This is a genomic window from Pseudoalteromonas sp. UCD-33C (assembly GCF_001306895.1).
Taxonomy (GTDB): domain Bacteria; phylum Pseudomonadota; class Gammaproteobacteria; order Enterobacterales; family Alteromonadaceae; genus Pseudoalteromonas.
This window is the reverse complement of record NZ_LJTB01000016.1, coordinates 40,246-61,307: the sequence shown is the minus strand read 5'-3', so window position 1 is coordinate 61,307 and position 21,062 is coordinate 40,246. Positions and strand designations below refer to the sequence as shown.

Sequence of the window (21,062 nt, the reverse complement as noted above, 5' to 3'; positions counted from 1 at the left end):
CCTCACATACTAGATGAGGCCTTTATTTGCTAATGCAAACTCTATTTCGTCCCTCGTTCTTGGCTTTGTATAGTGCTTCATCTGCACGGTCAAAGGCAATCAGCGGGGTATCACCTTTTTTCAACTGGGTTGCACCAAGAGAAATGGTGATTTCTACTTGCTTATTTTTAAATTTAAACGGAATGCCTTGAATTGTTTTGCGCAATTTTTCAAGTGGCACAGCGGCATTTTCAATCGACATTCCACTCATTAGTAACACAAACTCTTCGCCGCCGTAACGGGCTATAAAGTCTGATTTACGAATTGATTTTTGTAATGCTTTAGCAATTACTTGCAGTGTTTTATCACCGGCACTGTGGCCATATTGGTCATTGATTGATTTAAAGTGGTCTACATCAATCACTACAAAGGTAATGTCTGATTCTTGGACATTAAATAAGTTAAATTCATGATTAAAGCGTTCATCAAACGCTGCACGGTTTGGCAACTTAGTTAGGCCATCGAGTAAGCTTTTAAAGCGCTGCTCATTTAGGCGCTGCTTATAGGTCGAAAGCTTGGTTTCTAAATGACTAATGCGGCTATTAATATCGTTAAAGCTAGCGAGTAAGTTTTCGCGTTCTGTTTGTTCTAGCTTTTCTTTTGCGATTAAATCATCACTTAATGATTTTAATTCTTCTTCTACAAGCTCTTTAAGCGAAGAAATAGACGTCGCTTGCTGTGTTTGCGTATGCAGGTTTTTAATTTTGCTTTCGATTTGCTTGTTAAGCGTGTCGTATTCAGCGCTCAGAGATTCTGAATGCTTACTAGTAGAAACAATTGAATGATGTAAATCTTCGATTGTTTGATTTAATGAGATCAAAAAGCTTTGCGCTGATTGGCGCTCTTTGCTCATATTGCGCGTAACGATGCTGATAATATTCAGTGCAGAATCAAGCAGATCGTCAACACTATCATTTTGGGTTATTTTACTTTTGATAGTTTTAATTTGCTCGGCACTTTCATCTTCGAGCACTAAGTCATTGGCAAGAGAAAGCAGCTGTGTGGCAAGCTCTGGTCTTATTTGCGCCTCAGCTGTATTTGTTGTTGCAAGCTTGGCTTGTAAGGCTTGATGATAAATTAAAATCAGCTTTGAAAGTAGTGGCACAAAGTCATGATTAGACTGAATATTATTTAATTCGTGATCGAGTAAATAACGTAGCGAGCGACGAGCATCTTCAGGCAAGCCTCGTACTTTTTGCAGCTGCTTGCCAGCGTCAGTGACGCTTTCATTTAGCTCACGTTGCAGTGCCATTTGCTTAGTTTCTTGTTGTTTTAACAGGCCAAGCACATCATCGATAAAGGGGGTGAGTAATTCGAATTTAACCCCTTTTTTAAGGGCATTTCTAAATTTCGCTAAACGATTGTCTAGTTCAATGTCTAGTCCTTTACAGCTTAGCGATAATTTCGCTGCAAACTGAGAAAGAACTTCAACTTGATGTTTGCGCGCATCTTCGACCACAGTTCGAGCGTCGATCGCTTGCTTTAACTTTTTATTAAGAACATCATGCTGTTGCTGCACCTAGTAATACCGCCATCAAAAATTCAAATTTCTATTAGCTAAGTTTACAACAAATTAATACGAAATGTAGGTTCCAAGTCAAAAACTTAGCTATTTTGTCTATCAAACTTGTTGCAATGGCTGTTTATCGGTTTTTAATTCACATTTTTTCTCGCAATTGTTAGGCTATTTCGCAATTTTGATAGTAATAAAAAGAGTTGTTATGAAAAAGTTTTTGGCAATGTCTATTCTGGCGGCCTGTTCTAGTAGTGCGTTCGCAGATGTGAACTACTCACTGTCTATCACTCAGCCTGAGCACCATTTAGGTAATGTTAGTGTTGAGTTTCCGCAAACTGCACAAGCACATTTAGATATTAAACTTCCAGCTTGGCGTACTGGCCGTTACGAAATTTTAAATCTTGCCAATGGCGTGCGCTTTTTCGAAGCAAAAGATGATGATGGTAAGGCTTTAAAGTGGGAAAAAATTGACCACAGCACCTGGCGTGTTCACCTAAACGAACCTACTCAAGTCAATGTAGATTACCAAGTTTACGCTAATGAGCTGGGTAAACGTGCTCGTCATATTGATGATAGCCATGCCTTCATTGATGCATCTGGCTTTTTCATGTTCAGCGAATCATTCCGCCAAGACCCAGTTAAAGTTGAGCTAAATGTACCAAAAGAATGGCGCTCAGTATCGGGTATGGAAAATGCGGGTTCTAAACACAGCTTTAAGGCCGCTGATTACGATATTTTAGTTGATTCACCAATCGAAACGGGTATCAATGAGCTACACAAGTTCACTGTTGGTGGCCGTGAATATGAGCTCGTTATTTGGGGTGAAGGCAACTACGATGTAGATCAAATGCTAACTGACCTTAAAAAGCTAGTGACAACGGGCAACGTAATTTGGGATAACTACCCGTATGAGCGTTATGTGTTTATGGTACATGCTACGTCAGGTGCAGGCGGTGCAACAGAGCATTTAAACTCAACAATTATCCAGCGCCCACGTGACCGTTTTGGTTCTCGTAAAGATTACCTTGCGTTTATCAGCACCGCAGCTCACGAATTTATTCATACTTGGAACGTAAAAGCATACCGCCCTAAAGGTATTGCGCCGTATGACTACACCAATATTAACTACGCGAAAACATTATGGATTGCAGAGGGCTCAACCAGCTACTTTGAAGATCACTTAATGGTGCGCGCTGGCATTGAAACAACCGATGAGTTTTTCGGTACGTTAACGAAAACCGTTAATCGTCACTTACAAACACCGGGTCGCGAAGTACAAAGCGCAACTGAAACAAGCTTTGATAAGTGGATCAACCAAGGCGGCGATCATGCTCGTAACTACAGCACCAATATCTATTTAGAAGGTGCATTGATCTCAATGGCGCTTGATATTGATTTGCTAGAAAAAAGCGATGGCAAAATCAGTTACCGCGACGTTCACCGCGCGCTTTATAACAAGCATCGTTTACCTGATGGTTTTACGCCAGATGATGTTAAAGCAATTTTAAAAGAGCTTACAGGTCGTGATTATAGCGCTTGGTGGCAAGCGAATGTGGATGAGCCAGCTGCTATCGACTTTGATGAGCTACTTGCAAAAGTAGGCTTAGGTTTAATTCGCCCTGAAGGCGCAAAATCAGTACCTAGTATTGATTCGTTTGCAAAAAACAGCGGTGAGTTATTAACCCTAACTCATGTTCGCCGTGGTGGCGCTGCATGGCAAGCGGGCTTAACGACTGATGACAAAATCGTGGCGTTTAACAAAAAGCATGTCGGTAAAGACCTAACAGCCAGCCTCGAAACGTTTAAAGCAGGCGACACAGTGACTGTTGATTTCATTCGACGCGATGCATTACAAAGCACAACGCTAACACTTAGCGAAGACTTTGATAAAGAGAAAAAGGTCAAAGCATTAAAAGATGCAACCCCAGCTCAAATGGCATTGTTTAAAGCGTGGATGGGTGTTGACCACCCAAACCAGGCAAAATAATAGGCAAGCTAAATAAATCGTTAATGATTTTTTATTGGTAAGAGAGGAGCTGCGGCTCCTTTCTTTTTGTTTGGTACTAGCTGCGCTTTTACAAACTGCTTTGTGTACTTTGTGTTTAGTAGTGCACTATGAAGTTGCTGTTTTTTACGTCGCCAAAACGACTTTTTAACTTTGGTTGATCTATCCCGAATATCGCTTTGTGAATTATCGGGTTGTGACACTGGGTAGGGCAGCAAAGAGTATCCATAAACACCGGTTTCCCACACATGTTGTAAATCGCAGTCAACGGGGCGGCCAAATGTGGCTGTGGCTTTTAACAGCGCTTTTGCACCTTCAAAACTAACAGCAGTTGCACAGCAGCCAGACATAAGCTTTTTATGAATGACTAAGTGTTGCTCATCAGCAAGGTGTTTTGTAAAGGCAATTTCCCGACTTCGGTCTTTATAAGCGGCCAATTTTATTAGCTGCCAAGGCTGTTTTAATGTACTAATGTTTTCAATTGCACTGTGAATAGAGCGGTCGAGAACAAAGTCATCTTCTAAAATAATGGCGTAATCTAATTGCCTATCGACAATGGTTTGCCATGCTTTTCTGTGACTCAGGTAACAGCCAATTTCACCTTTACTCAAGGGCTTATGGTATTTTTTTAGGTTTAAATCAGCACTATAGTGCTTGGTTATCTCTGTATCAGACAGCTCTCTACCATCAATTGCATCAAGGCGTTCAAATGCCAAATCTTGTGCATTTAGCTCATGGCTAACACGGTTTAATCGTTCAGTAGAGCTTGCTAAGTTAATTACAAAAATAGCGGTCATTATCGTTACCTGATGGTCAGTTTGAATCAGGCTAACAAGCTTTAATGACGCTTGGGTGTCAGAACTATTTCGCTTTTATGTCAGGGCGAGGAGTATTTAAAATCGCTTGCTTTTCTTGTTCGGATAAAATGATCCAATCAAAAATTTCATCATTACTGCGACCACAGCCAGTGCAATAGCCTTTTAGGCGATGACATTGACCGATGCAATCTGTTTTAAATTGGCTGGTTGGTTTTTTTGATTTTGTCATAGTGATGTGAAGGCTAATGTAGCCTTCATGAGTGTATTACTTACCTTCAATTGGCTTACCAATTTCAAGAGTGGTAGACCAAGGCTGTTTGCGTGATAGGGTTTTACCCGAATGAATTGAGATAACAGGGTTGTTTTCGTCAAGCACAAACGTGGTGCGTAACGATTCAGCTGACTCTTTTTGTGTTTGATGCCAATTATTACCCGCTAAACAAGCTTGGGTAAAATTAACCGCACGGGTGTGATCAGCGACAGCTTGTTGCTGTTGCTCGTAGTTGCCTACACAGCGGTAGGTAACATTGTCTTTATCAAGCGCCGTGATTTGACAGTTATCGGCAATAAGGTTGTATTTCGCTGTCCATGTTTCCATGTATTTAGTATTTACACGGCTACGTTTTAAGCCTTCAAAGCGGTTGTCGTAAGCACCTAATAGGGCGTTGATTTTCTCGCAAGGGGTTAGGTTATCAATGGCCGCTTGTTGTTCAGTTGTCAGTCCTGTACAACCAGTTAAAACAAGGCCAGTTAGTAAGGCGGCGAGTGGCATTTTCATATCAGGCTATCCTTTTAAATAGCAGTTCCTTAAACGTTTCCTAAAGGATACCTAAGCCCTTGTAAAAATGCTAATAAAGATTGGTGATTACAATTTAAAATGCCTTCGCAAAGGAAGGCATTTTAGTTGCTAATAACGGTGAAGCGTCGGCTTACATCTTGGTTTTGCCTGCAATGTTGGTTACTTTTACTGAGCCAGAGCCATCACTTAGTAACTCAAAGTTTGCTGCAGTATCAACGCGAATGCTGCCTGAGCCATCTGAAACGACAACATCACCCGAAATATCATTTAACTCGATACCACCAGAGCCATCGTGTACCTCAATATTGCCCTGTGCGTTGGCAACATCAATATTACCTGAGCCGTCATGAATTTTAATATCACGGCTGATATTACGTGCATCTAAGCTACCCGAACCATCATTGATTTCTAATGTGCCTGTAATGTCATTTGCGGTAATTGAACCTGAACCATCGTTGATCACAGTATTCGCAACTTTGCTAATGATAATTTCACCAGAGCCATCGTGCACATTTACATTAAATGAGCGAGGGATAGCAACGGTTAAATCAATGCGAGTTTGCTTATTGGTATGGTAATCGCACTGGCCTGCACTAAGTGCTGCGTTATTGCCTTTGGCTTCAAGGTTTAAGCAGTATTCATCATGAGGCTTTTCTTGATAAATCTCGGCTTTAACGGTTACTTCATCACTGTCACTACCGGTAATGTGTAAAAAGCCAGAACCCGCTTCTACTTTTAAAGCGCTTAATGAGGCTGCATCTAGCGTTAAGTTTTTAGTTTCTTGTAGTGGCATATCACCCCAAGCAAATGTTTGTGCTGATAATAAGCCTGCGGCAATTAGTGAGAGTGTTTTTACTGTACTTAACATGGTTCTTCCCTTTTTATATGTGTGGTGTTATTAGCTTAGTCGCAAGTGCTGATAAAAAAGGTTTAAAGGCTTTAAAAACTTTTTTACACAAATAGGCAAGAAAGCGCGAGCTTCAGGCATTTATGGTTTTTCGCGATGCTTTAGACTGAAATAGTAGACCAAAACCTAAGCAACCCAAGGAGAAACATATGAGTGATTCAGCGCAAACAAGCGATATGCAAGTAATTAAGTCAGGTTCTCAAGATCCAATCGCAGGGCCAGCAGAATGTTTCACAGGTAAAGTGCAAATCAGTACTTTATTTAATGCACCAGCACCTGCTCGCGTTGGTGTTGCTGTGGTGGAGTTTTCAAAAGGAGCTCGTACAAATTGGCATTCTCATCCACTCGGCCAAGTTTTATTAGTTACAGAAGGTCAAGGTTGGACACAGTGCGAGGGTGGTGAGAAAACAGTCATCAATCCAGGTGATTTAATTTGGTGTAACTGCGGAAAGAGGCACTGGCATGGTGCGACTGCTGATAGTGCAATGAAGCATGTAGCAGTTCAAGAAGCACTCGATGGTAAACCTGTTGACTGGTTCGAAGCTGTGTCAGATGAAGATTATTTAGCATAAGGTACATTGAGATGTGTGACAAACATGAAACGCAAGACTTATCACGTCGTAATTTTATTAAAACGAGTTCAGCTTTGGGTGCAGGCCTGTTATTAGGTGGCTTTGCGGCGCCTTCATTTGCAGCATCATCTGAGCAGCTTGCAAATGGCAATATAAAATCTCGTGGCTATGCGGCTTTTGATAATTCAGGCTTACTAAAACCATGGGAATTCGAAAGACGCCCAGTAGGCGATAACGATATTTTAATCGAAATTAAATTCGCCAGTATTTGCCACTCAGATATTCATCAGATGAAAGGGCATTGGGGCGCACAGCAATACCCTCAAGTACCAGGTCATGAAATTGCAGGTATCGTAACAGCAGTCGGTAAGAATGTGACTAAGTTTAAAGTGGGCGACCGTGCTGGTGTAGGCTGTATGGTTGATAGCTGTCTTGACTGTAATAGCTGTAAAGATCAAGGCGAGCAATATTGCCCAGAAACAAAATTCACTTATGGCTACCCTGATGAGCGCTCACCGACAGGTATCACACAAGGTGGTTACTCGAATAACATTGTTGTTCGCGATCATTTTGCAGTGCATATTCCTGAAAACATTAGTTTAGAGCATGCTGCTCCTTTATTATGTGCCGGCATTACAACGTATTCTCCGTTGCTTAAATTTAACTTGAAAAAAGGCGATAAAGTAGGTGTTGTTGGTATTGGTGGGCTTGGGCACTTAGCTGTTAAATTGGCTGTGTCACAAGGTGCTGATGTCTATGCGTTCACTAGCTCTAAAGATAAAGTAGCCGATATTAAAGCCTTTGGCGCTAAAGTGGTTGTTGTTGACGGTGAAGACGCTTACAACGAGCATAAGTCGCAGCTTGATTATTTAATTAATACCTTGCCAGTGAAATATGATATTGCTAAATATGCTTCATTAGTAAAACCATTCGGCACGTACACCCAAGTGGGCATGCCAGAAGAGTTTTCATTAAATATGAATGCATTAGCATTGGCTGCAAGCCGCGTAAACTTTAATGCTTCGTTAATTGGTGATATGCAAGAAACGCAAGAAGTTGTTGATTACTGCGCTAAGAATAATATTCTGCCAGCAACCCAGTTAATCAAAGCCTCTGAAATCAATAATGCATGGCAAAGCGTGGTGGAGAAAAAAGCGCGCTATCGTTATGTAATTGATGCCTCAACATTTTAAATAATTTTTAGATTGAGTAAGCCAAACGCCATACCCAGTATGGCGTTTTTTGTTGTTCCTTTTTTATTCGGTGATTTATCGCTTAAAGAGCGAATACTGCCGTAAAAACATATCATTATTTTTTTCTTTTGCTAACTTAAACTCTTTGGCCCCCAAGGAGTAATAATGAAAAAAATAACCTTCCTAAGTACGTTGTTGTGCTCCAGCTTTTTCGTTTGTAGCGAAGAAATAGATACAACCTTGAACGCTTATGCCGCTGGGTACGTCGCCAATTTTACCTGTAGTGCCACGTTTAACGCTGGCAAAAGCAAAGATCAAATCGATATTGATGAACTTACCGGTATTTATCCTTTAATTGCAGATACTGTAAAAACACTAAAAGCGAACATTGATACTGAGCATAAACGAGTCATTGTTGATTACGATAAAGATAAGCAACGTATATCGGTGTGGCGGCCTCGTTTAGGCTGTGTTGATTTACCCGTAGGGGCAAGCCTTAAAGCTGCAACACTCGTGCAAGCACCGTTTAAAGAAAACTTAGCCCACCAAAAGGATGATGGTAAGCCTTGGCAAACGCTAAATGGTGTTAATAATGCGACGGGCAATAAGGCGCTTGATGAGGTTATTGCACAGGCTTTTACTCGTCATTATGGTGAAGGCGCACGAACTTCAGCAATTTTAATAGCAAGCCCTGAGGCGATTCTAGCAGAGCAATATAAAGCAGGTTTTACCCCTGAAACTGCCCAGCGTACTTGGTCTGTTGCAAAAAGTATTGGCGCGAGCATCATTGGTGTGGCGGTAGCACAAAAACGACTTGATGTTACTAAGCCTGCGGGGCTTGAAAGCTGGTCTCACCCGCTTGACCCACGTGGCGAAATTACTCTTGAAAACTTACTCCACATGGCATCAGGTTTAGACAGTAATAAAGCGGGCAATCGTACGGATCGTGTCTATATGGGTGGCGGTTTAGTGTCTGATACTGCAACGCATACTGCATTAGAAGTAAAGCCTGGTAGCCGTTGGAAATACGCCAATAACGACACTATGTTAGCACTACGCACCTTACGAGAAACGTTCAACGATGAAGCGAGCTATTTGCGTTACCCATATGACAACTTACTCGACAAAATCGGCATGCAGCACACGTTTTTAGAGTCAGATTGGCAAAGTGACTTTATTTTGTCATCGCAAGTGTGGACTACTTCTCGGGATCTTGCTCGCTTGGGGCTATTACACCTGAATAATGGCCGCTGGCAAGGTGAGCAAATATTACCAAAAGACTGGTTAAGTTATATTAGTAAACCTGCCTCAGCTCAACCCCCTGTAACGGCACCGGGATACGGTGCACAGTGGTGGCTTTATAACGAACGTTTTCCCGAGTTACCAAACGATACCATTGCAGCGCGAGGCAACCGTGGTCAATATTTGGTGATTATTCCGAGCGAGCAGTTAGTTATTGTAAGGCGAGGGTACGACCTTGCGGGTCTTAAAGGCTTTAGTGAACATGACTTTACCCGTGATGTTTTAAAAGCACTGGGCAGATAAAGTCAGGCAATAAAAAAGCTGCTTTGTGGCGTACAGAAGCAGCTTTGCTAACTGGAGAGTTAGTATCTACTACAAGGGCTCTATAGTGACATCCGCTTGGCCTAAACATTTAAAAAACTGACTATCGCCCGTTATTTTGCCAAGTTTTATCAGACCATTTGCATAACTTTGCTGCTTATAAAAGAGCGCAAGGTTACCCCAAGGTGCGTAATATGTAATGTCTCCTGCGTTAGCATCGGTGCCAGCAGGTAAGCCTTGTAGATTTAATTTCTCTGGTAAAGTGGCAATTTTCTCAGCATTGGCGAAGTCTTCTACTTTTAGAGTCAGTGGTAGAAGTTGATAAAAATGCTTAGCGGCATTGTTACTTTCTAGAGTCGCTTGCATAGTTTTGCCGTTACTGGTGAACTTTATTTGCATTTCACTTACCATCTTTACTGCTTTTTTAAATATTGCTTATCTGTTACTGGCTCTAACCAATCAACAACCTTACCTTCTTTTGATTCTTGAATAGCTAAGTGCATCATGGCTGTTTTATCTGTAGCACCGTGCCAATGTTTAACATTAGCAGGAATATGTACAACGTCACCTGGTTTTATAACCTGAGGTTGTCCGTGCCACTGATTAACCCAGCCCATACCTGATGTAACAATTAAGGTTTGGCCGACAGGGTGAGTGTGCCAGTTTGTGCGAGCGCCGGGCTCAAAGGTTACCATGGCACCAGCGGCTTTCGCTTCGCCATGAGCTTGGAAACTAGGCTCGACGCGTACTTTGCCCGTGAAATACTTGTCGAGCCCAGTCATTGGGTACTGAGTGCCATTTTTTTGCACTGTGATTTGCGGTAATTCTAAACGTTGTGAAGAGGCGTTTTCTGCATGACTAAATGCACTCATCGTTAAGATAAGGGTACCGATAATATACTTCATACTTTTCTCCATGTGTTTGTAACCGAACGAATCTTCATTTTGGCTAAAAACTGTGCCTTTAAAAAGTACAATGCACGCAAGTTATTGCCTATTAGTCCGAGGCGGCAAATTTACCACTGGTCAATATTGTATAACCGAGCGTATAGTTAAGTATCTTGAATTTAATTGGGTTGGTTATGCATTCAGATTATGATGCTGTTGCTAAAATGAGCGCTGGTTTAGCAGATAAGATTGCGCCGCTTATTGGCCAGCAAGAAACCGCTGATAGCGTGATTGAGGATTTGTTTTTTTATCGACAAACTCAGGCCGCCACCTCTTGTTCAATGTGTGTGGTTGAACCAAGTATTGCACTGGTGCTACAAGGGGCAAAAAGCATGACCCTGGGCGAAGATGTGTTCAAGTATGACCCACACAAGTATTTGATTACCTCTATTGATTTGCCTGCAAAAATGCAAGTTCTTGAAGCAAAAGACGACGCACCTTATTTAGGTTTAGTGTTAAAGCTTGATTTGGCTATGTTAGGTGAACTGATTTCGCAAATACCGCTCGACAAATTAAACAAGCAATCACTCAATAAGGGAATGACCTTAGGTGAGATGACAGAGCCGCTACTTAACGCTTTTACGCGATTAGTTGAGCTGGTTGATGATCCTGAGTCAATGCCTGTGCTTGCGCCATTAATAAAGCGCGAAATTTTTTGGCGTGTACTTAATAGTGAGCATGGGGCGGAGCTTCGCCATATAGTGTCAACAGGTAGCCAAGGGCTGAGAATTGCACGTAGTGTTAAATGGTTAAAAGAAAACTATGATCAACCCTTGAGTGTAGAGGATTTAGCGGGTCTTGCGAAAATGAGTAAATCGACTTTTCACCATCATTTTAGAGATCTAACTTCAATGAGTCCGTTGCAATATCAAAAGCGTTTAAGGTTAATGGAAGCAAGAAGGTTGATGGTTGGCGAGAGTATGGATGCGTCAGGTGCTGCTTTTAAGGTTGGCTACGAAAGCCCCTCACAATTTTCTCGCGAGTATTCTCGGTTTTTTGGTTTATCACCAAAACGAGATGTTGAGGCGTTTTTAGCAACCGCTAAATAGCCGGCTACTTATAATACCAATGGGCAATAATAATTAATTAAGCGAATTGGTATGAAAAACGAATGGGCATATCCCTATGTCCCATTCGTTACCATGACACGTTTTAGTTAAAGACTTGCTGTGAAAAATTCAGCAATTTTAGTGAATGGAATTAAACCCACATCATCATATAAATCAACATGACCTGCATTTGGTACAACCAATAATTGTTTAGGTTCAGCAGCTAAATCATAGGCTTGTTGGCTAAACTCAAATGAGTGAGCGTGTTCACCAGCAACAAACAGTAATGGACGTGGTAAAATAGTCTCAATATCGTTAAATGGATAAAAGTTCATAAAACGCACATTGCTGCTTAATGTTGGGTGTGTTGTTAAATCTGCTGATGAGCGCTCTGGTGTATATTCGCCACGCTCAGTGCGGTAAAAGTCATAAAACTCTTTTGCAATTGGGTGTGAGCTTTCATCAATGTGATGCGGGCAGCCGCCTGTGTACTGCACTTCGCCACCTAGGTACTCAACATTACGTTGCTCTGCAGCTTCATCAAGCATACCTTTACGCATATCAAGGTCAATAGAGTTGCCTAAACCATTGCGCGTTGCGCCACCCATGTCATACATACTAACTGTTGCCACAGCTTTGATACGTGGGTCAATTTTTGCGGCACTAATGATGAAACCACCACTACCACATACACCTAAACCACCAATGCTTTCTTTGTTGACGTATGAACGGCTAGCAAGGTAATCGACACCGGCACTGAATGACTCTGCGTATAAATCAGGTAGTACAGTATTACGTGGTTCGCCGTCACTTTCGCCCCAGAAGCTAAGATCAACTGCCAAAGTTACAAATCCTAGCTCTGCAAGTTTAGTTGCATATAAAGTAGCACTTTGCTCTTTTACCGCACCCATAGGGTGACCTATTACAAGTGCCGGAAGGTTCGCACCTTTCTCTGCATTTTTAGGTGTAAAAAGATTACCGACTACATTCATTTGTAATTGGTTTTTGAAAATTACTTTTTCAAAGTTAACAGCATCGCTTTGGTAAAAATTATCAGTTGAGGTTGTCATAACACTCTCCTATTTTTTGATTAACAGGGACTGCAATTTGTTTTCACAATGCAGCTTTGATGAGGTTATTGTCGGTTATTTGTGCAGTTTGGCGTTATATTAGAACAGTCGATTTATTGCCTAAAAGTGTCGAATGTATTTTTAGGTGCTTAAAATGAACATTAGGTAGCCCAAATATGAGCTACCTATTGATTTTTTAGGGTGTTTTTATAGTGAAATAGCTGGCAATGGCTGCAAAAAATAAGATAGCTGCGCTAACAAAGAAGGTAATAGGGTAGTCATAAACATCGAATAATATGCCGCCGAATGTTGAGCCTAGCGCTATCGAAAATTGAATAATTGCTACCATCAATCCTCCTGCAACTTCAGCATCTTTTGGTAAAGCACGAGCTACCCAGCTCCACCAAGCAACAGGCGCTGCAGTTGCAATTAACCCCCATAATCCAAGTAATACGATGTTGATGTTAAAAAGAGATATTTGATTAGCTAAACAAAATGCTATTAAAGCCATAACCGAAGGGGCAGCTATTAATGCAAACGCTAAACTGAGTTTTATGACCTTACTGATCAATAAGGTGCCAATAAAGCCTGCAAAACCAATAACAAATAACACCATAGAGACTTGTTGGCTGGTGGCTTGAAACGCTGACTCTAAAAAGGGCCTTACATAGGTAAATAAAGTAAATTGCCCCATAAATAGCAGCGCGACAGCTAGCATACCAAAACAGACGAGTGGCTTTTTAAATAACTTAAATGCAGAAAAAGGTCCTTTTGATTGCTGCTGAGCTGGCATGCTAGGCAAAGCCTGCCATTGCCAAAATACAGCAATAGCGATAAATGGCACTAAACACATAAACGCGCCTCGCCAGCCAAGAACACTGCCTAAATAACTGCCAAGTGGTGCTGCAATTATCATGGCAAGACCATTGCCACCATTAAATACTGCCAGTGCTTTAGGCACTTTTTCCTCGGGAACTAAGCGCATTGCAGAAGCAGTTGAAAGTGACCAATAGCCACCAATGACTAAGCCGATTAACGCACGACCAAGCATATAAACAGCGTAACTATCAGCTATAGAGATTGTTAAAGTTGACAGTAGCATTATCAAGGTCAGAGCGACTAGTAAGGTCTTTCGATCACTTTTAGCAAATAAAGGACTCATGAATAGACTTGTGATCACCGCAAAAAAGCCCGATATTGCTAACCCCTGACCAACCATGCCTTTACTAATTGATAAATCTTCAGCCATAGGTGTTAATAAGCTTACAGGCATAAACTCGCAGGCTATTAAGGCGAAAATACATAATGTCATCGCAAAAACCCCACTCCAATTAGCTTGCTGCTCGATAGGCTGATCATCTTGATAGGTTGAGTAATTTGTCATGCTAGTCCATACAGTTAAATGTGATGGAGTATTTTTTCAAACATAGGTTGAATAGACTAGCTAATGAATACTAATATGCTTTATTAGTAAAACTTATTAATAGACAGGTGGATGATCAAACAAAACCTCAATGAATTGAACTATTTTGTCATTGTGGCAAGAACTGGCAGTTTTACACGTGCTGCTGCTCAGTTAGGCGTAACTCAGTCTGCCTTGAGTCAGGCTATTCGTTCACTAGAAGCAAACTTAGATATTCGTTTGTTAACCAGAACAACTCGAAGCGTATCGCCGACTCTCGCCGGGGAGCGTTTACTCAATGCAATAGGGCATCGTTTTGATGATATCGAAAATGAGTTAGAAGCGTTAACTGAACTCAGAGACAAACCTGCGGGCACGGTAAAAATTACTTGTGGTGATTTTATAATTCAGAGCACATTACTCCCAAAGCTGGCCAATGTATTAAAGCAATACCCCGATATTAATATTGAGTTCAATGTTAACTATGGCTACACAGACATTGTTGCTCAGCGTATCGACGCTGGCGTTCGTCTTGGCGAAACCATAGATAAAGATATGATAGCTGTGCCTATTGGTAAAGAGCTCAATATGGCAGCCGTTGCAAGCCCTGAGTATTTTGCTAAGCATCAAAAGCCTAACACGCCAAAGGAGCTTACTGCACATAATTGTATCAACATTCGCTTTCCTACCCATGGCGGTTTATATGCGTGGGAGTTTGAAAAAGAGGGTGAAGAACTTAATGTGAATGTACGCGGTCAATTAATCTTTAATACCTCTCATCATATTGTTGAGGCGGCGTTACAGGGGTTAGGTATTGCGTTTCTACCTGAAGAGGAGTTTGGTGAGCATATAAAAAATGGTAATTTAATTAAAGTGTTAGCTGATTGGTGCCCCGCATTTCCCGGTTATTATTTGTATTACCCGAGCCGAAGGCAACCGTCTCCGGCATTTAAAATTGTGTTAGAAGCGTTAAAACAGCAATAGAGTGCGGTATTTAGATACCACACTCTATGATTATTACTTATGGCGGCCTTGTAAACAGCTCACCACATCAGCCAGCGATAAGCCTTGGCGCTGCAATAACACAGTTAAGTGATACAGTAAGTCTGCTGATTCATTGGTTAATTCATCGTTATCATGTTTCATGGCTGCAAGGGCAACTTCAACGCCTTCTTCACCCACTTTTTGGCAACTACGGCTTAAGTCTTTTGCAAACAAAGACGCAGTGTAGCTTTTGCTTGGATCATCGTCTTTACGTGAAACAATCACTTGTTCAAGTTCAGCTAAAAACGACAAGCTAGGTTTAGCATCATCGCCGAAGCAGCTTTGTGTACCAAGGTGGCATGTTGGCCCAAGTGGGTTTGCCAGTACTAATAGTGAGTCGTAATCGCAGTCGGTGTGTACTGAGAGTACTTCAAGGTAGTTTTCTGATGTTTCGCCTTTGGTCCATAAACGCTCTTTAGAGCGCGAGTAAAAGGTTACTTTTTGTTTGTCGAAAGTGGCAGCTAATGCATCTTGATTCATAAAGCCTTGCATTAAAATCACCCCAGAGCGTGCGTCTTGCACGATAGCTGGGATCAATTCGCTTTTGGCAAAATCGACTTGAGAAAGAGTGTCTTTGGTTAATTGCATAGTCTTGCCGCTACATTATTATCAGTTAAAAATTGTTTTAGTTCGCCAATATCAATGACGTTCTTGTGAAATACGCTGGCAGCGAGCGCGCCATCAACTTGGCTTTGTTGAAACACATCAACAAAGTCTTGCATCGTACCTGCGCCGCCCGATGCAATTAGTGGAATATCGCACAGTGCACGCATTTTTGATAGCTGAACATTGTCGTAGCCTTTACGCACGCCATCTTGGTTCATGCAATTGAGTACGATTTCACCAGCACCTAGGTCTTGCACGCGTTTAACCCATTCTTCGGTTTTATAGCGAGTACGGCTTGATGCATTAGGATCGCCAGTTAGCTGGTACACTAAATATTCGCCAGTGGTTTCATCATAAAAGCTATCAATACCCACAACCACGCATTGTTTACCAAACTCATCGTGTAATTCTTTGATAAGCTCAGGGCGAGCAATTGCAGGGCTGTTAATACTGATTTTATCTGCGCCACGTTCTAAAACACGTGCTGCATCGGCAACAGATTTAATGCCGCCCGCCACACAAAATGGAATATCAATGTGGCGTGCAATGTTCTCTACCCAATTGACATCAAGTAGGCGTTTTTCGACGCTGGCACTGATTTCATAAAACACCAGTTCATCCGCACCGGCATCGCTGTAAGCTTTGGCAAGCGTTAAAATATCACCAACCACTTCATGGCCTTTAAATTTAACACCTTTAACGACTTGGCCGTCTTTTACATCTAAACAAGGGATTATGCGTTTTGATAACATGCTAACGCCTCCTCAACATTAAAGGCACCATCGAGCAATGATTTACCTAAGATAACACCGCCAACACCCAGCTTTTTCAGCTTTGCAATATCATCCAGTGAGCTTACACCGCCTGATGCTTGAACTTTAATCTCGCTGTTGTGGTTGGTTAAATCTTCATAAAGTGCAAACGAAGGGCCGGTCATGGTGCCGTCTTTACTGATGTCAGTACACAGAAAATCAACCACACCAAGTGCCACGTAAAAATCAACAAGTTCGAACAAGCCAAACTCAGATTCACTTAACCAACCATGTGTTGCTGGTGCCCAGCCGTTGTCAGTTTTATTAACATCTAGTGCGATAACAAAGTGTTCACTGCCAAACTTTTCAATCCAGGCCTGTACTTGCTCACGTTTTTCAACGGCCATTGAGCCAATCACGACTTGGTTAGCTCCGGCTTCAAGCCAGTCAGCAACATCTTGCTCAGAGCGAATACCACCGCCCACTTGATAAGGCACATTTAGCGCTTTGGTTGCAGCTTGAATATGCTGCCACTGTTTTTTATTTGGATCGCGTGCGCCTTCTAAATCAACTAAGTGCAGTTTGCCTGCGCCGCTATTTGCGTACTCTTGTAAGCGTGCGCCAAGTTCGTAAGGGTAAAATTGTGCGGTATCATACTTACCTTGGTATAAGCGCACAATTTGGTTTTGTAATACATCGAGTGCTGGAATAATCACGTTTATTTCTCTTATTTTTTTGCTGCGCTTACAGCTGCCAATCTAAAAAGTTTTGTAAAAGTCGGGTGCCTACTTTGGCGCTTCGCTCTGGGTGGAACTGCATGCCCGCGTAGTTATCTTTGGCAACAATTGCTGAAAAAGCTTGCCCGTATTCACCGCTAACTAGGGTGGCATCGTTCACTGTGTGAGCAAAGCTATGCACAAAGTATACTTGATCTTGCGCTGATAACCCTTTGGTGAGGGCATGCTCTTTTAATACGCTTAGGTCGTTCCAGCCCATGTGCGGTGAAGTTAATTCACCTACATCTAAGTGCTTAACAATACCTGGAATTTTGCCTAGGCAATCAACATTGCCTTCTTCTGTGCTGTCGCAAAGTAATTGCATGCCTAAACAAATGCCCATCAACGGGCGCTGATATTCATCAATTGCTTGCTGCCAACCACCGTCTTTTAAGCGTTTCATGGCAACAGAAGCATGACCTACGCCGGGTAAAATGGCACGTTCAAAGCCTTTTAGTTGCTCAGGTGAGGTGATAACCTCAGGCGTTTTCCCTAAGCGTTCAAAGGCAAAACGAACAGAGTTAATGTTGGCACAACCTGTATTAATTATGGCAATCATAAACACCCCTTAGAGCTTGCTGTTTGTTGTGAAGCATCTTTTGCAATCGCAGCGCGAAGTGCTCTTGCAAACGCTTTAAATAGACCTTCAACTTGGTGATGACAATTACCATCGCTAACCGACAAAATAAGGCTCATGGCGGCATTATCACTTAAGCTTTTAAAGAAGTGCTCAACCATTTGCACGTCTAGGTCGCCGACTTTTTCACGGCTAAAATCAGCATTTAATACAAACGAGGCACGGCCCGATAAGTCAATTTGAGCTTCAGCTTTGCATTCATCCATAGGGAGTGCAAAACCATAGCGACCAATTTGTGTTTTTGTACCTAGCGCTTGTTTAAGGGCAAGGCCAAGTGCAATGCCGATATCTTCAACTAGGTGGTGCTCATCAATGTGTAAGTCGCCAGTGGCTTGAATATTAAGTCCGATATTGGCGTGTGTGCGAATTTGGTCAAGCATGTGATCGAAAAAGCCAAGGCCAGTGCTAATTTCGCCATTTTTTGTTTGGTCTAAATTAACTTGCACATCGATTTGTGTTTCTTTGGTGTTGCGAGTGACACGGCCTTCACGGTTCGCCGTTGTCAGCTTAGTGACAATGGCATCCCAGCTGCCGTCATACAAAATGCCTTCACAACATAAGTTATTGGCAAGTCCAATATCAGTTTGGCGGTCACCAATCACAAATGAGCGTGCTAAATCGACTTTACCCGAGCGCATAAGCTCAGTAAGTAAGCCTGTTTTTGGTTTACGGCAGTCACAATTTTGTTCATCAAAGTGAGGGCAGATCAGAACTTCATCAAATTTAATCCCTTGGCTGTTTAAGATATCCATCATCTTGTCTTGAGCAATATCAAAATCGGCCGTCGGGAAGCTATCAGTGCCTAAACCATCTTGATTAGATACCATAACAAGGCGGTAACCTGCCGCTTGAAGTTGTAATAGAGCAGGGATCACATTTGGCAAAAACACTAATTTTTCTAGGCTATCAACCTGTTTGTCGGTGATAGGCTCTTCGATAATCGTGCCATCGCGGTCAATAAATAAATACGGATTGCTCATGATAATTCCTGTTCTACTGTTTTACTGGTCAGTGATAAGCCATCTAACCAAACTTTTACTTGTTCTAGTTCTTGCTCGTTACCGATAGAAATTCGTAACCAATCATCTTCGCCACATAAGGTGAAGGCACGCATTACGAGTCCTTGCTCAAGTGCGATATTAAATGATTGTTTGTTTTTTAATTTTAAAGTGACAAAGTTACCTTCACCGCTCAGTACTTTGATAACGGCAGGTGATTGCTCGAGCCAACTTTTTAGTTTGCTTTTTAAGCTATTTAGAATTGTCACCTGACGGCGCATTGAAGCGATGTTGTCACTACTTAATGCGTCTGCTGCAATGCTCGCCACCACCGTTGATACAGGGTATGGCGCAATCACTTTACGAATAGGCGCCAGTAGCTCGCTGTTGGCTAATGTGAAGCCTGTTCTTAAACCCGCAAGTGCAAATGCTTTTGATAAGGTTCTTAGTACCACAAGGTTACTAAACTCGTTGATCAGGCTTGCCGCTGTTTGTTCTGGGCAAAATTCTATATAAGCTTCATCAACCACTACAATCGCTTTACCCGCAAGTTGTTGGGTGATTTTTCTGATTTTGTCTAAGCTTGTCATGCTGCCGGTAGGGTTATTTGGATTACAAATAAACACCAGCTTTGAATCAGCAACTGCAGTGACAATCTCATCAACCGTGCCTTTTAATAACAGCTCTTGAGTTAAACCGTTAATCGCAATGTTGTGGGTATCTGCAGTGACTTTGTACATGCCGTAAGTTGGCAAAAAGAGTGCGATGCTATCTGTAGCTGGGCTACAAAAAGTACGTACTAATAGCTCAATACCTTCGTCAGCGCCGCGAGTCATCAGTACTTGCTCTGGCTCTAAATTAGCATAGCAAGCGTAACGATTGATCACTTGCTGAGGCTGCGGATCTGGGTAGCGATTTAAATCAGCTAAATTGATATTTGGCGTGCGTGAATAAGGGCTTTCATTGGCATTTAACCACGTTGTGCCGGTTAGCTTTTCACTTTTAGCCGAACTGTAGGCTGTAAGCGCTGCAATGTTATCTGGCAACAGCGTTGTTATTTTTGAATTATCGCTCATTGTTCATAGCCTCAAGACGAATCGAAACAGCATTGGCGTGAGCATCAAGCCCCTCTGCTGCAGCCAAAGGTAAAATTGCTTTAGATAATTCACGTAAGCCATTTTTACTGATGGTTTGCACTGTGTAAGTTCTAAAGAAGTCCAGTAAGTTTAAGCTCGAATAGGTCGCGCTGTAACCATACGTTGGTAGTACGTGGTTAGTACCCGATGCATAGTCACCGGCAGACTCCGGGGTGTAATCACCTACAAATACTGAACCGGCATTTTTCACTAAGCTTAAATAAGGCTGCGCATCAGCAAGTTGTAAAATAAGGTGCTCAGGACCATATTCAGCAGACACCGAAAAGGCTTGCTCAACCGAGTCCACTAAAATCAAGCTTGAGTTAGCAAGGGCTTGCTCGGCAGTGTCTTTACGACTCAACTTTGCTAGCTGCTCTGTTAAGGCTTGCTGTGTTTTTTTAATGATGCGTTCGCTGTTACATAGTAAAATAACTTGCGAATCAGCGCCGTGCTCTGCTTGCGACAATAAATCTGCCGCAATAAATTCAGGGTTTGCACGCTCATCAGCAATCACTAGCACTTCAGAAGGGCCAGCCGGCATATCAATCGCCATGCCCGGAATAGTTTGCGCAACAAGTTGTTTTGCCATGGTGACAAAGCTATTTCCTGGGCCAAAAATCTTGTTCACTTTAGGCACTGATTCTGTGCCGTATGCCATCGCTGCAATGGCACCTGCGCCGCCACTTTCTACAATGGTTTTAATACCACATAGCTTTGCCGCATATAAAATGGCAGGGTTGATTGTTTCGTCGGCTTTTACAGGTGTAGTTAGCACAACGGTTTGTGCACCACTTAACTGTGCAAGCACCCCTTGCATAATCACTGACGATGGTAGTGGCGCACTGCCACCTGGCACGTAAATGCCTACCGCTTCAATGGCTTGATATTTAAGTTCACACAATACGCCAGGTTGCGTTGTTAACTTAATGTCTTTTGGTAATTGTGCTTGGTGAAAACGTTTTACATTGGCATAGGCCGTTTCGATGGCGGCTTTTAATTCGTTTGATAATAACTGCTCAGCTTGGTTTATTTCTTCAACTGGCACTAATAAGCGAGGTGTTTCGCGCTTATCAAACTCTTTTGCCATTTTTAATAACGCTGCGTCACCCTCAGTTTTAACTGCATTTAAGATATCGATGCAAATAGCTTCAACCTCTTTACTTGCAGTAACAGCAGGGCGGGTAAGTACCGCCTGCTGTGCTTGTTGATTTTCCTCATTCCAGCGAAACATGG

The 21,062-nt window shown here is 42.2% G+C and carries 22 protein-coding genes; 6 read left to right on the top strand and 16 right to left on the bottom strand.

Features of this window, described 5'->3' with window-relative positions; genetic code table 11:
- Positions 1-22: 22 nt before the first annotated feature.
- Positions 23-1,558, bottom strand: a complete 1,536-nt coding sequence (locus AOG26_RS18935) for a GGDEF domain-containing protein (RefSeq protein WP_054563901.1) — start codon at positions 1,556-1,558, stop codon at positions 23-25.
- A 202-nt stretch (positions 1,559-1,760) separates the two neighbouring features.
- On the opposite strand from AOG26_RS18935, the gene AOG26_RS18930 reads away from it, so the two are divergent.
- A complete protein-coding gene (locus AOG26_RS18930; RefSeq protein ID WP_054563900.1) occupies positions 1,761-3,542 on the top strand; it encodes a M61 family metallopeptidase in 1,782 nt (593 codons plus the stop codon).
- A gap of 20 nt (positions 3,543-3,562) precedes the next feature.
- Here the strand turns inward: AOG26_RS18930 and AOG26_RS18925 are convergent, their stop codons facing one another.
- The 4 genes from AOG26_RS18925 to AOG26_RS18910 all read right to left on the bottom strand — a co-directional run bounded on the left by AOG26_RS18925 (position 3,563) and on the right by AOG26_RS18910 (position 6,045).
- Entirely contained in the window at positions 3,563-4,357 is a 795-nt protein-coding gene (locus AOG26_RS18925; protein ID WP_054563899.1) for a glycosyltransferase family 25 protein, read from the bottom strand.
- A gap of 64 nt (positions 4,358-4,421) precedes the next feature.
- On the bottom strand, positions 4,422-4,607 hold the full coding sequence (locus AOG26_RS18920) for a DUF1289 domain-containing protein (protein WP_054563898.1): 186 nt from the start codon (positions 4,605-4,607) through the stop codon (positions 4,422-4,424).
- Between the two features lie 36 nt (positions 4,608-4,643).
- Positions 4,644-5,156 carry a hypothetical protein gene (locus AOG26_RS18915; protein ID WP_054563897.1) on the bottom strand — a complete coding sequence of 171 codons (513 nt, stop codon included), beginning with the start codon at positions 5,154-5,156 and terminating at the stop codon, positions 4,644-4,646.
- 151 nt (positions 5,157-5,307) lie between these two features.
- A complete protein-coding gene (locus AOG26_RS18910) occupies positions 5,308-6,045 on the bottom strand; it encodes a hypothetical protein (protein WP_054563896.1) in 738 nt (245 codons plus the stop codon).
- A 188-nt stretch (positions 6,046-6,233) separates the two neighbouring features.
- On the opposite strand from AOG26_RS18910, the gene AOG26_RS18905 reads away from it, so the two are divergent.
- The 3 genes from AOG26_RS18905 to AOG26_RS18895 all read left to right on the top strand — a co-directional run bounded on the left by AOG26_RS18905 (position 6,234) and on the right by AOG26_RS18895 (position 9,394).
- Entirely contained in the window at positions 6,234-6,656 is a 423-nt protein-coding gene (locus AOG26_RS18905; RefSeq protein WP_054563895.1) for a (R)-mandelonitrile lyase, read from the top strand.
- Positions 6,657-6,667: 11 nt separating this feature from the next.
- Positions 6,668-7,849 carry an NAD(P)-dependent alcohol dehydrogenase gene (locus tag AOG26_RS18900; RefSeq protein ID WP_054563894.1) on the top strand — a complete coding sequence of 394 codons (1,182 nt, stop codon included), beginning with the start codon at positions 6,668-6,670 and terminating at the stop codon, positions 7,847-7,849.
- A gap of 165 nt (positions 7,850-8,014) precedes the next feature.
- Entirely contained in the window at positions 8,015-9,394 is a 1,380-nt protein-coding gene (locus tag AOG26_RS18895; protein ID WP_152966991.1) for a serine hydrolase domain-containing protein, read from the top strand.
- A 69-nt stretch (positions 9,395-9,463) separates the two neighbouring features.
- On the opposite strand, the gene AOG26_RS18890 is transcribed toward AOG26_RS18895, so the two are convergent.
- Both AOG26_RS18890 and AOG26_RS18885 read right to left on the bottom strand, forming a co-directional pair.
- On the bottom strand, positions 9,464-9,811 hold the full coding sequence (locus AOG26_RS18890; RefSeq protein WP_054563910.1) for a cyclophilin-like fold protein: 348 nt from the start codon (positions 9,809-9,811) through the stop codon (positions 9,464-9,466).
- A gap of 14 nt (positions 9,812-9,825) precedes the next feature.
- Positions 9,826-10,317, bottom strand: a complete 492-nt coding sequence (locus AOG26_RS18885; protein ID WP_152966990.1) for a (R)-mandelonitrile lyase — start codon at positions 10,315-10,317, stop codon at positions 9,826-9,828.
- 176 nt (positions 10,318-10,493) lie between these two features.
- Between AOG26_RS18885 and AOG26_RS18880 the strand changes: the two genes are divergently transcribed.
- Positions 10,494-11,408 (top strand): AraC family transcriptional regulator, encoded by a 915-nt coding sequence (locus AOG26_RS18880; protein WP_054563892.1) that lies wholly within the window; start codon positions 10,494-10,496, stop codon positions 11,406-11,408.
- 107 nt (positions 11,409-11,515) lie between these two features.
- Here the strand turns inward: AOG26_RS18880 and AOG26_RS18875 are convergent, their stop codons facing one another.
- Positions 11,516-12,478, bottom strand: coding sequence for an alpha/beta hydrolase (locus AOG26_RS18875; RefSeq protein WP_054563891.1), 963 nt, complete (start codon positions 12,476-12,478; stop codon positions 11,516-11,518).
- Positions 12,479-12,674: 196 nt separating this feature from the next.
- A complete protein-coding gene (locus AOG26_RS18870) occupies positions 12,675-13,862 on the bottom strand; it encodes an MFS transporter (RefSeq protein ID WP_054563890.1) in 1,188 nt (395 codons plus the stop codon).
- 111 nt (positions 13,863-13,973) lie between these two features.
- Here AOG26_RS18870 and AOG26_RS18865 point away from each other — a divergent pair, with 111 nt between their 5' ends.
- Complete coding sequence (locus AOG26_RS18865; protein ID WP_054563889.1) at positions 13,974-14,864, top strand: LysR family transcriptional regulator; 891 nt, start codon at positions 13,974-13,976, stop codon at positions 14,862-14,864.
- Between the two features lie 33 nt (positions 14,865-14,897).
- Here the strand turns inward: AOG26_RS18865 and hisIE are convergent, their stop codons facing one another.
- The 7 genes from hisIE to hisD are packed head-to-tail and all read right to left on the bottom strand — an operon-like array spanning position 14,898 to position 21,060.
- Positions 14,898-15,512 (bottom strand): bifunctional phosphoribosyl-AMP cyclohydrolase/phosphoribosyl-ATP diphosphatase HisIE, encoded by a 615-nt coding sequence (gene hisIE, locus AOG26_RS18860; protein ID WP_054563888.1) that lies wholly within the window; start codon positions 15,510-15,512, stop codon positions 14,898-14,900.
- Entirely contained in the window at positions 15,503-16,282 is a 780-nt protein-coding gene (gene hisF, locus AOG26_RS18855) for an imidazole glycerol phosphate synthase subunit HisF (protein WP_054563887.1), read from the bottom strand. Before hisF ends, hisIE begins: the two co-directional genes overlap by 10 nt.
- A complete protein-coding gene (locus tag AOG26_RS18850) occupies positions 16,264-16,998 on the bottom strand; it encodes a 1-(5-phosphoribosyl)-5-[(5-phosphoribosylamino)methylideneamino] imidazole-4-carboxamide isomerase (protein WP_054563886.1) in 735 nt (244 codons plus the stop codon). The genes hisF and AOG26_RS18850 overlap by 19 nt, the downstream gene beginning before the upstream one ends.
- Positions 16,999-17,026: 28 nt before the next feature.
- Positions 17,027-17,617 carry an imidazole glycerol phosphate synthase subunit HisH gene (gene hisH, locus AOG26_RS18845; protein WP_054563885.1) on the bottom strand — a complete coding sequence of 197 codons (591 nt, stop codon included), beginning with the start codon at positions 17,615-17,617 and terminating at the stop codon, positions 17,027-17,029.
- Positions 17,614-18,675, bottom strand: a complete 1,062-nt coding sequence (hisB, locus tag AOG26_RS18840; RefSeq protein ID WP_054563884.1) for a bifunctional histidinol-phosphatase/imidazoleglycerol-phosphate dehydratase HisB — start codon at positions 18,673-18,675, stop codon at positions 17,614-17,616. The genes hisH and hisB overlap by 4 nt, the downstream gene beginning before the upstream one ends.
- Positions 18,672-19,769: a histidinol-phosphate transaminase gene (gene hisC / locus AOG26_RS18835; protein WP_054563883.1), complete on the bottom strand. Its 1,098-nt coding sequence runs from the start codon at positions 19,767-19,769 to the stop codon at positions 18,672-18,674. Before hisC ends, hisB begins: the two co-directional genes overlap by 4 nt.
- Complete coding sequence (gene hisD, locus AOG26_RS18830) at positions 19,759-21,060, bottom strand: histidinol dehydrogenase (RefSeq protein ID WP_054563882.1); 1,302 nt, start codon at positions 21,058-21,060, stop codon at positions 19,759-19,761. The genes hisC and hisD overlap by 11 nt, the downstream gene beginning before the upstream one ends.
- Positions 21,061-21,062 lie beyond the last annotated feature (2 nt).

Coding starts and splice junctions, on each gene's coding strand:
- hisC (WP_054563883.1), bottom strand. CDS start 19,769: ATGAGCGATAATTCAAAAATAACAACGCTGTTGCCAGATAACATTGCA.
- AOG26_RS18865 (WP_054563889.1), top strand. CDS start 13,974: ATGATCAAACAAAACCTCAATGAATTGAACTATTTTGTCATTGTGGCA.
- AOG26_RS18880 (WP_054563892.1), top strand. CDS start 10,494: ATGCATTCAGATTATGATGCTGTTGCTAAAATGAGCGCTGGTTTAGCA.
- AOG26_RS18910 (WP_054563896.1), bottom strand. CDS start 6,045: ATGTTAAGTACAGTAAAAACACTCTCACTAATTGCCGCAGGCTTATTA.
- AOG26_RS18905 (WP_054563895.1), top strand. CDS start 6,234: ATGAGTGATTCAGCGCAAACAAGCGATATGCAAGTAATTAAGTCAGGT.
- hisB (WP_054563884.1), bottom strand. CDS start 18,675: ATGAGCAATCCGTATTTATTTATTGACCGCGATGGCACGATTATCGAA.
- hisH (WP_054563885.1), bottom strand. CDS start 17,617: ATGATTGCCATAATTAATACAGGTTGTGCCAACATTAACTCTGTTCGT.
- AOG26_RS18895 (WP_152966991.1), top strand. CDS start 8,015: ATGAAAAAAATAACCTTCCTAAGTACGTTGTTGTGCTCCAGCTTTTTC.
- hisIE (WP_054563888.1), bottom strand. CDS start 15,512: ATGCAATTAACCAAAGACACTCTTTCTCAAGTCGATTTTGCCAAAAGC.
- AOG26_RS18885 (WP_152966990.1), bottom strand. CDS start 10,317: ATGAAGTATATTATCGGTACCCTTATCTTAACGATGAGTGCATTTAGT.
- AOG26_RS18930 (WP_054563900.1), top strand. CDS start 1,761: ATGAAAAAGTTTTTGGCAATGTCTATTCTGGCGGCCTGTTCTAGTAGT.
- AOG26_RS18920 (WP_054563898.1), bottom strand. CDS start 4,607: ATGACAAAATCAAAAAAACCAACCAGCCAATTTAAAACAGATTGCATC.
- hisD (WP_054563882.1), bottom strand. CDS start 21,060: ATGTTTCGCTGGAATGAGGAAAATCAACAAGCACAGCAGGCGGTACTT.
- AOG26_RS18900 (WP_054563894.1), top strand. CDS start 6,668: ATGTGTGACAAACATGAAACGCAAGACTTATCACGTCGTAATTTTATT.
- AOG26_RS18925 (WP_054563899.1), bottom strand. CDS start 4,357: ATGACCGCTATTTTTGTAATTAACTTAGCAAGCTCTACTGAACGATTA.
- AOG26_RS18890 (WP_054563910.1), bottom strand. CDS start 9,811: ATGCAAATAAAGTTCACCAGTAACGGCAAAACTATGCAAGCGACTCTA.
- AOG26_RS18870 (WP_054563890.1), bottom strand. CDS start 13,862: ATGACAAATTACTCAACCTATCAAGATGATCAGCCTATCGAGCAGCAA.
- AOG26_RS18875 (WP_054563891.1), bottom strand. CDS start 12,478: ATGACAACCTCAACTGATAATTTTTACCAAAGCGATGCTGTTAACTTT.
- AOG26_RS18915 (WP_054563897.1), bottom strand. CDS start 5,156: ATGAAAATGCCACTCGCCGCCTTACTAACTGGCCTTGTTTTAACTGGT.
- hisF (WP_054563887.1), bottom strand. CDS start 16,282: ATGTTATCAAAACGCATAATCCCTTGTTTAGATGTAAAAGACGGCCAA.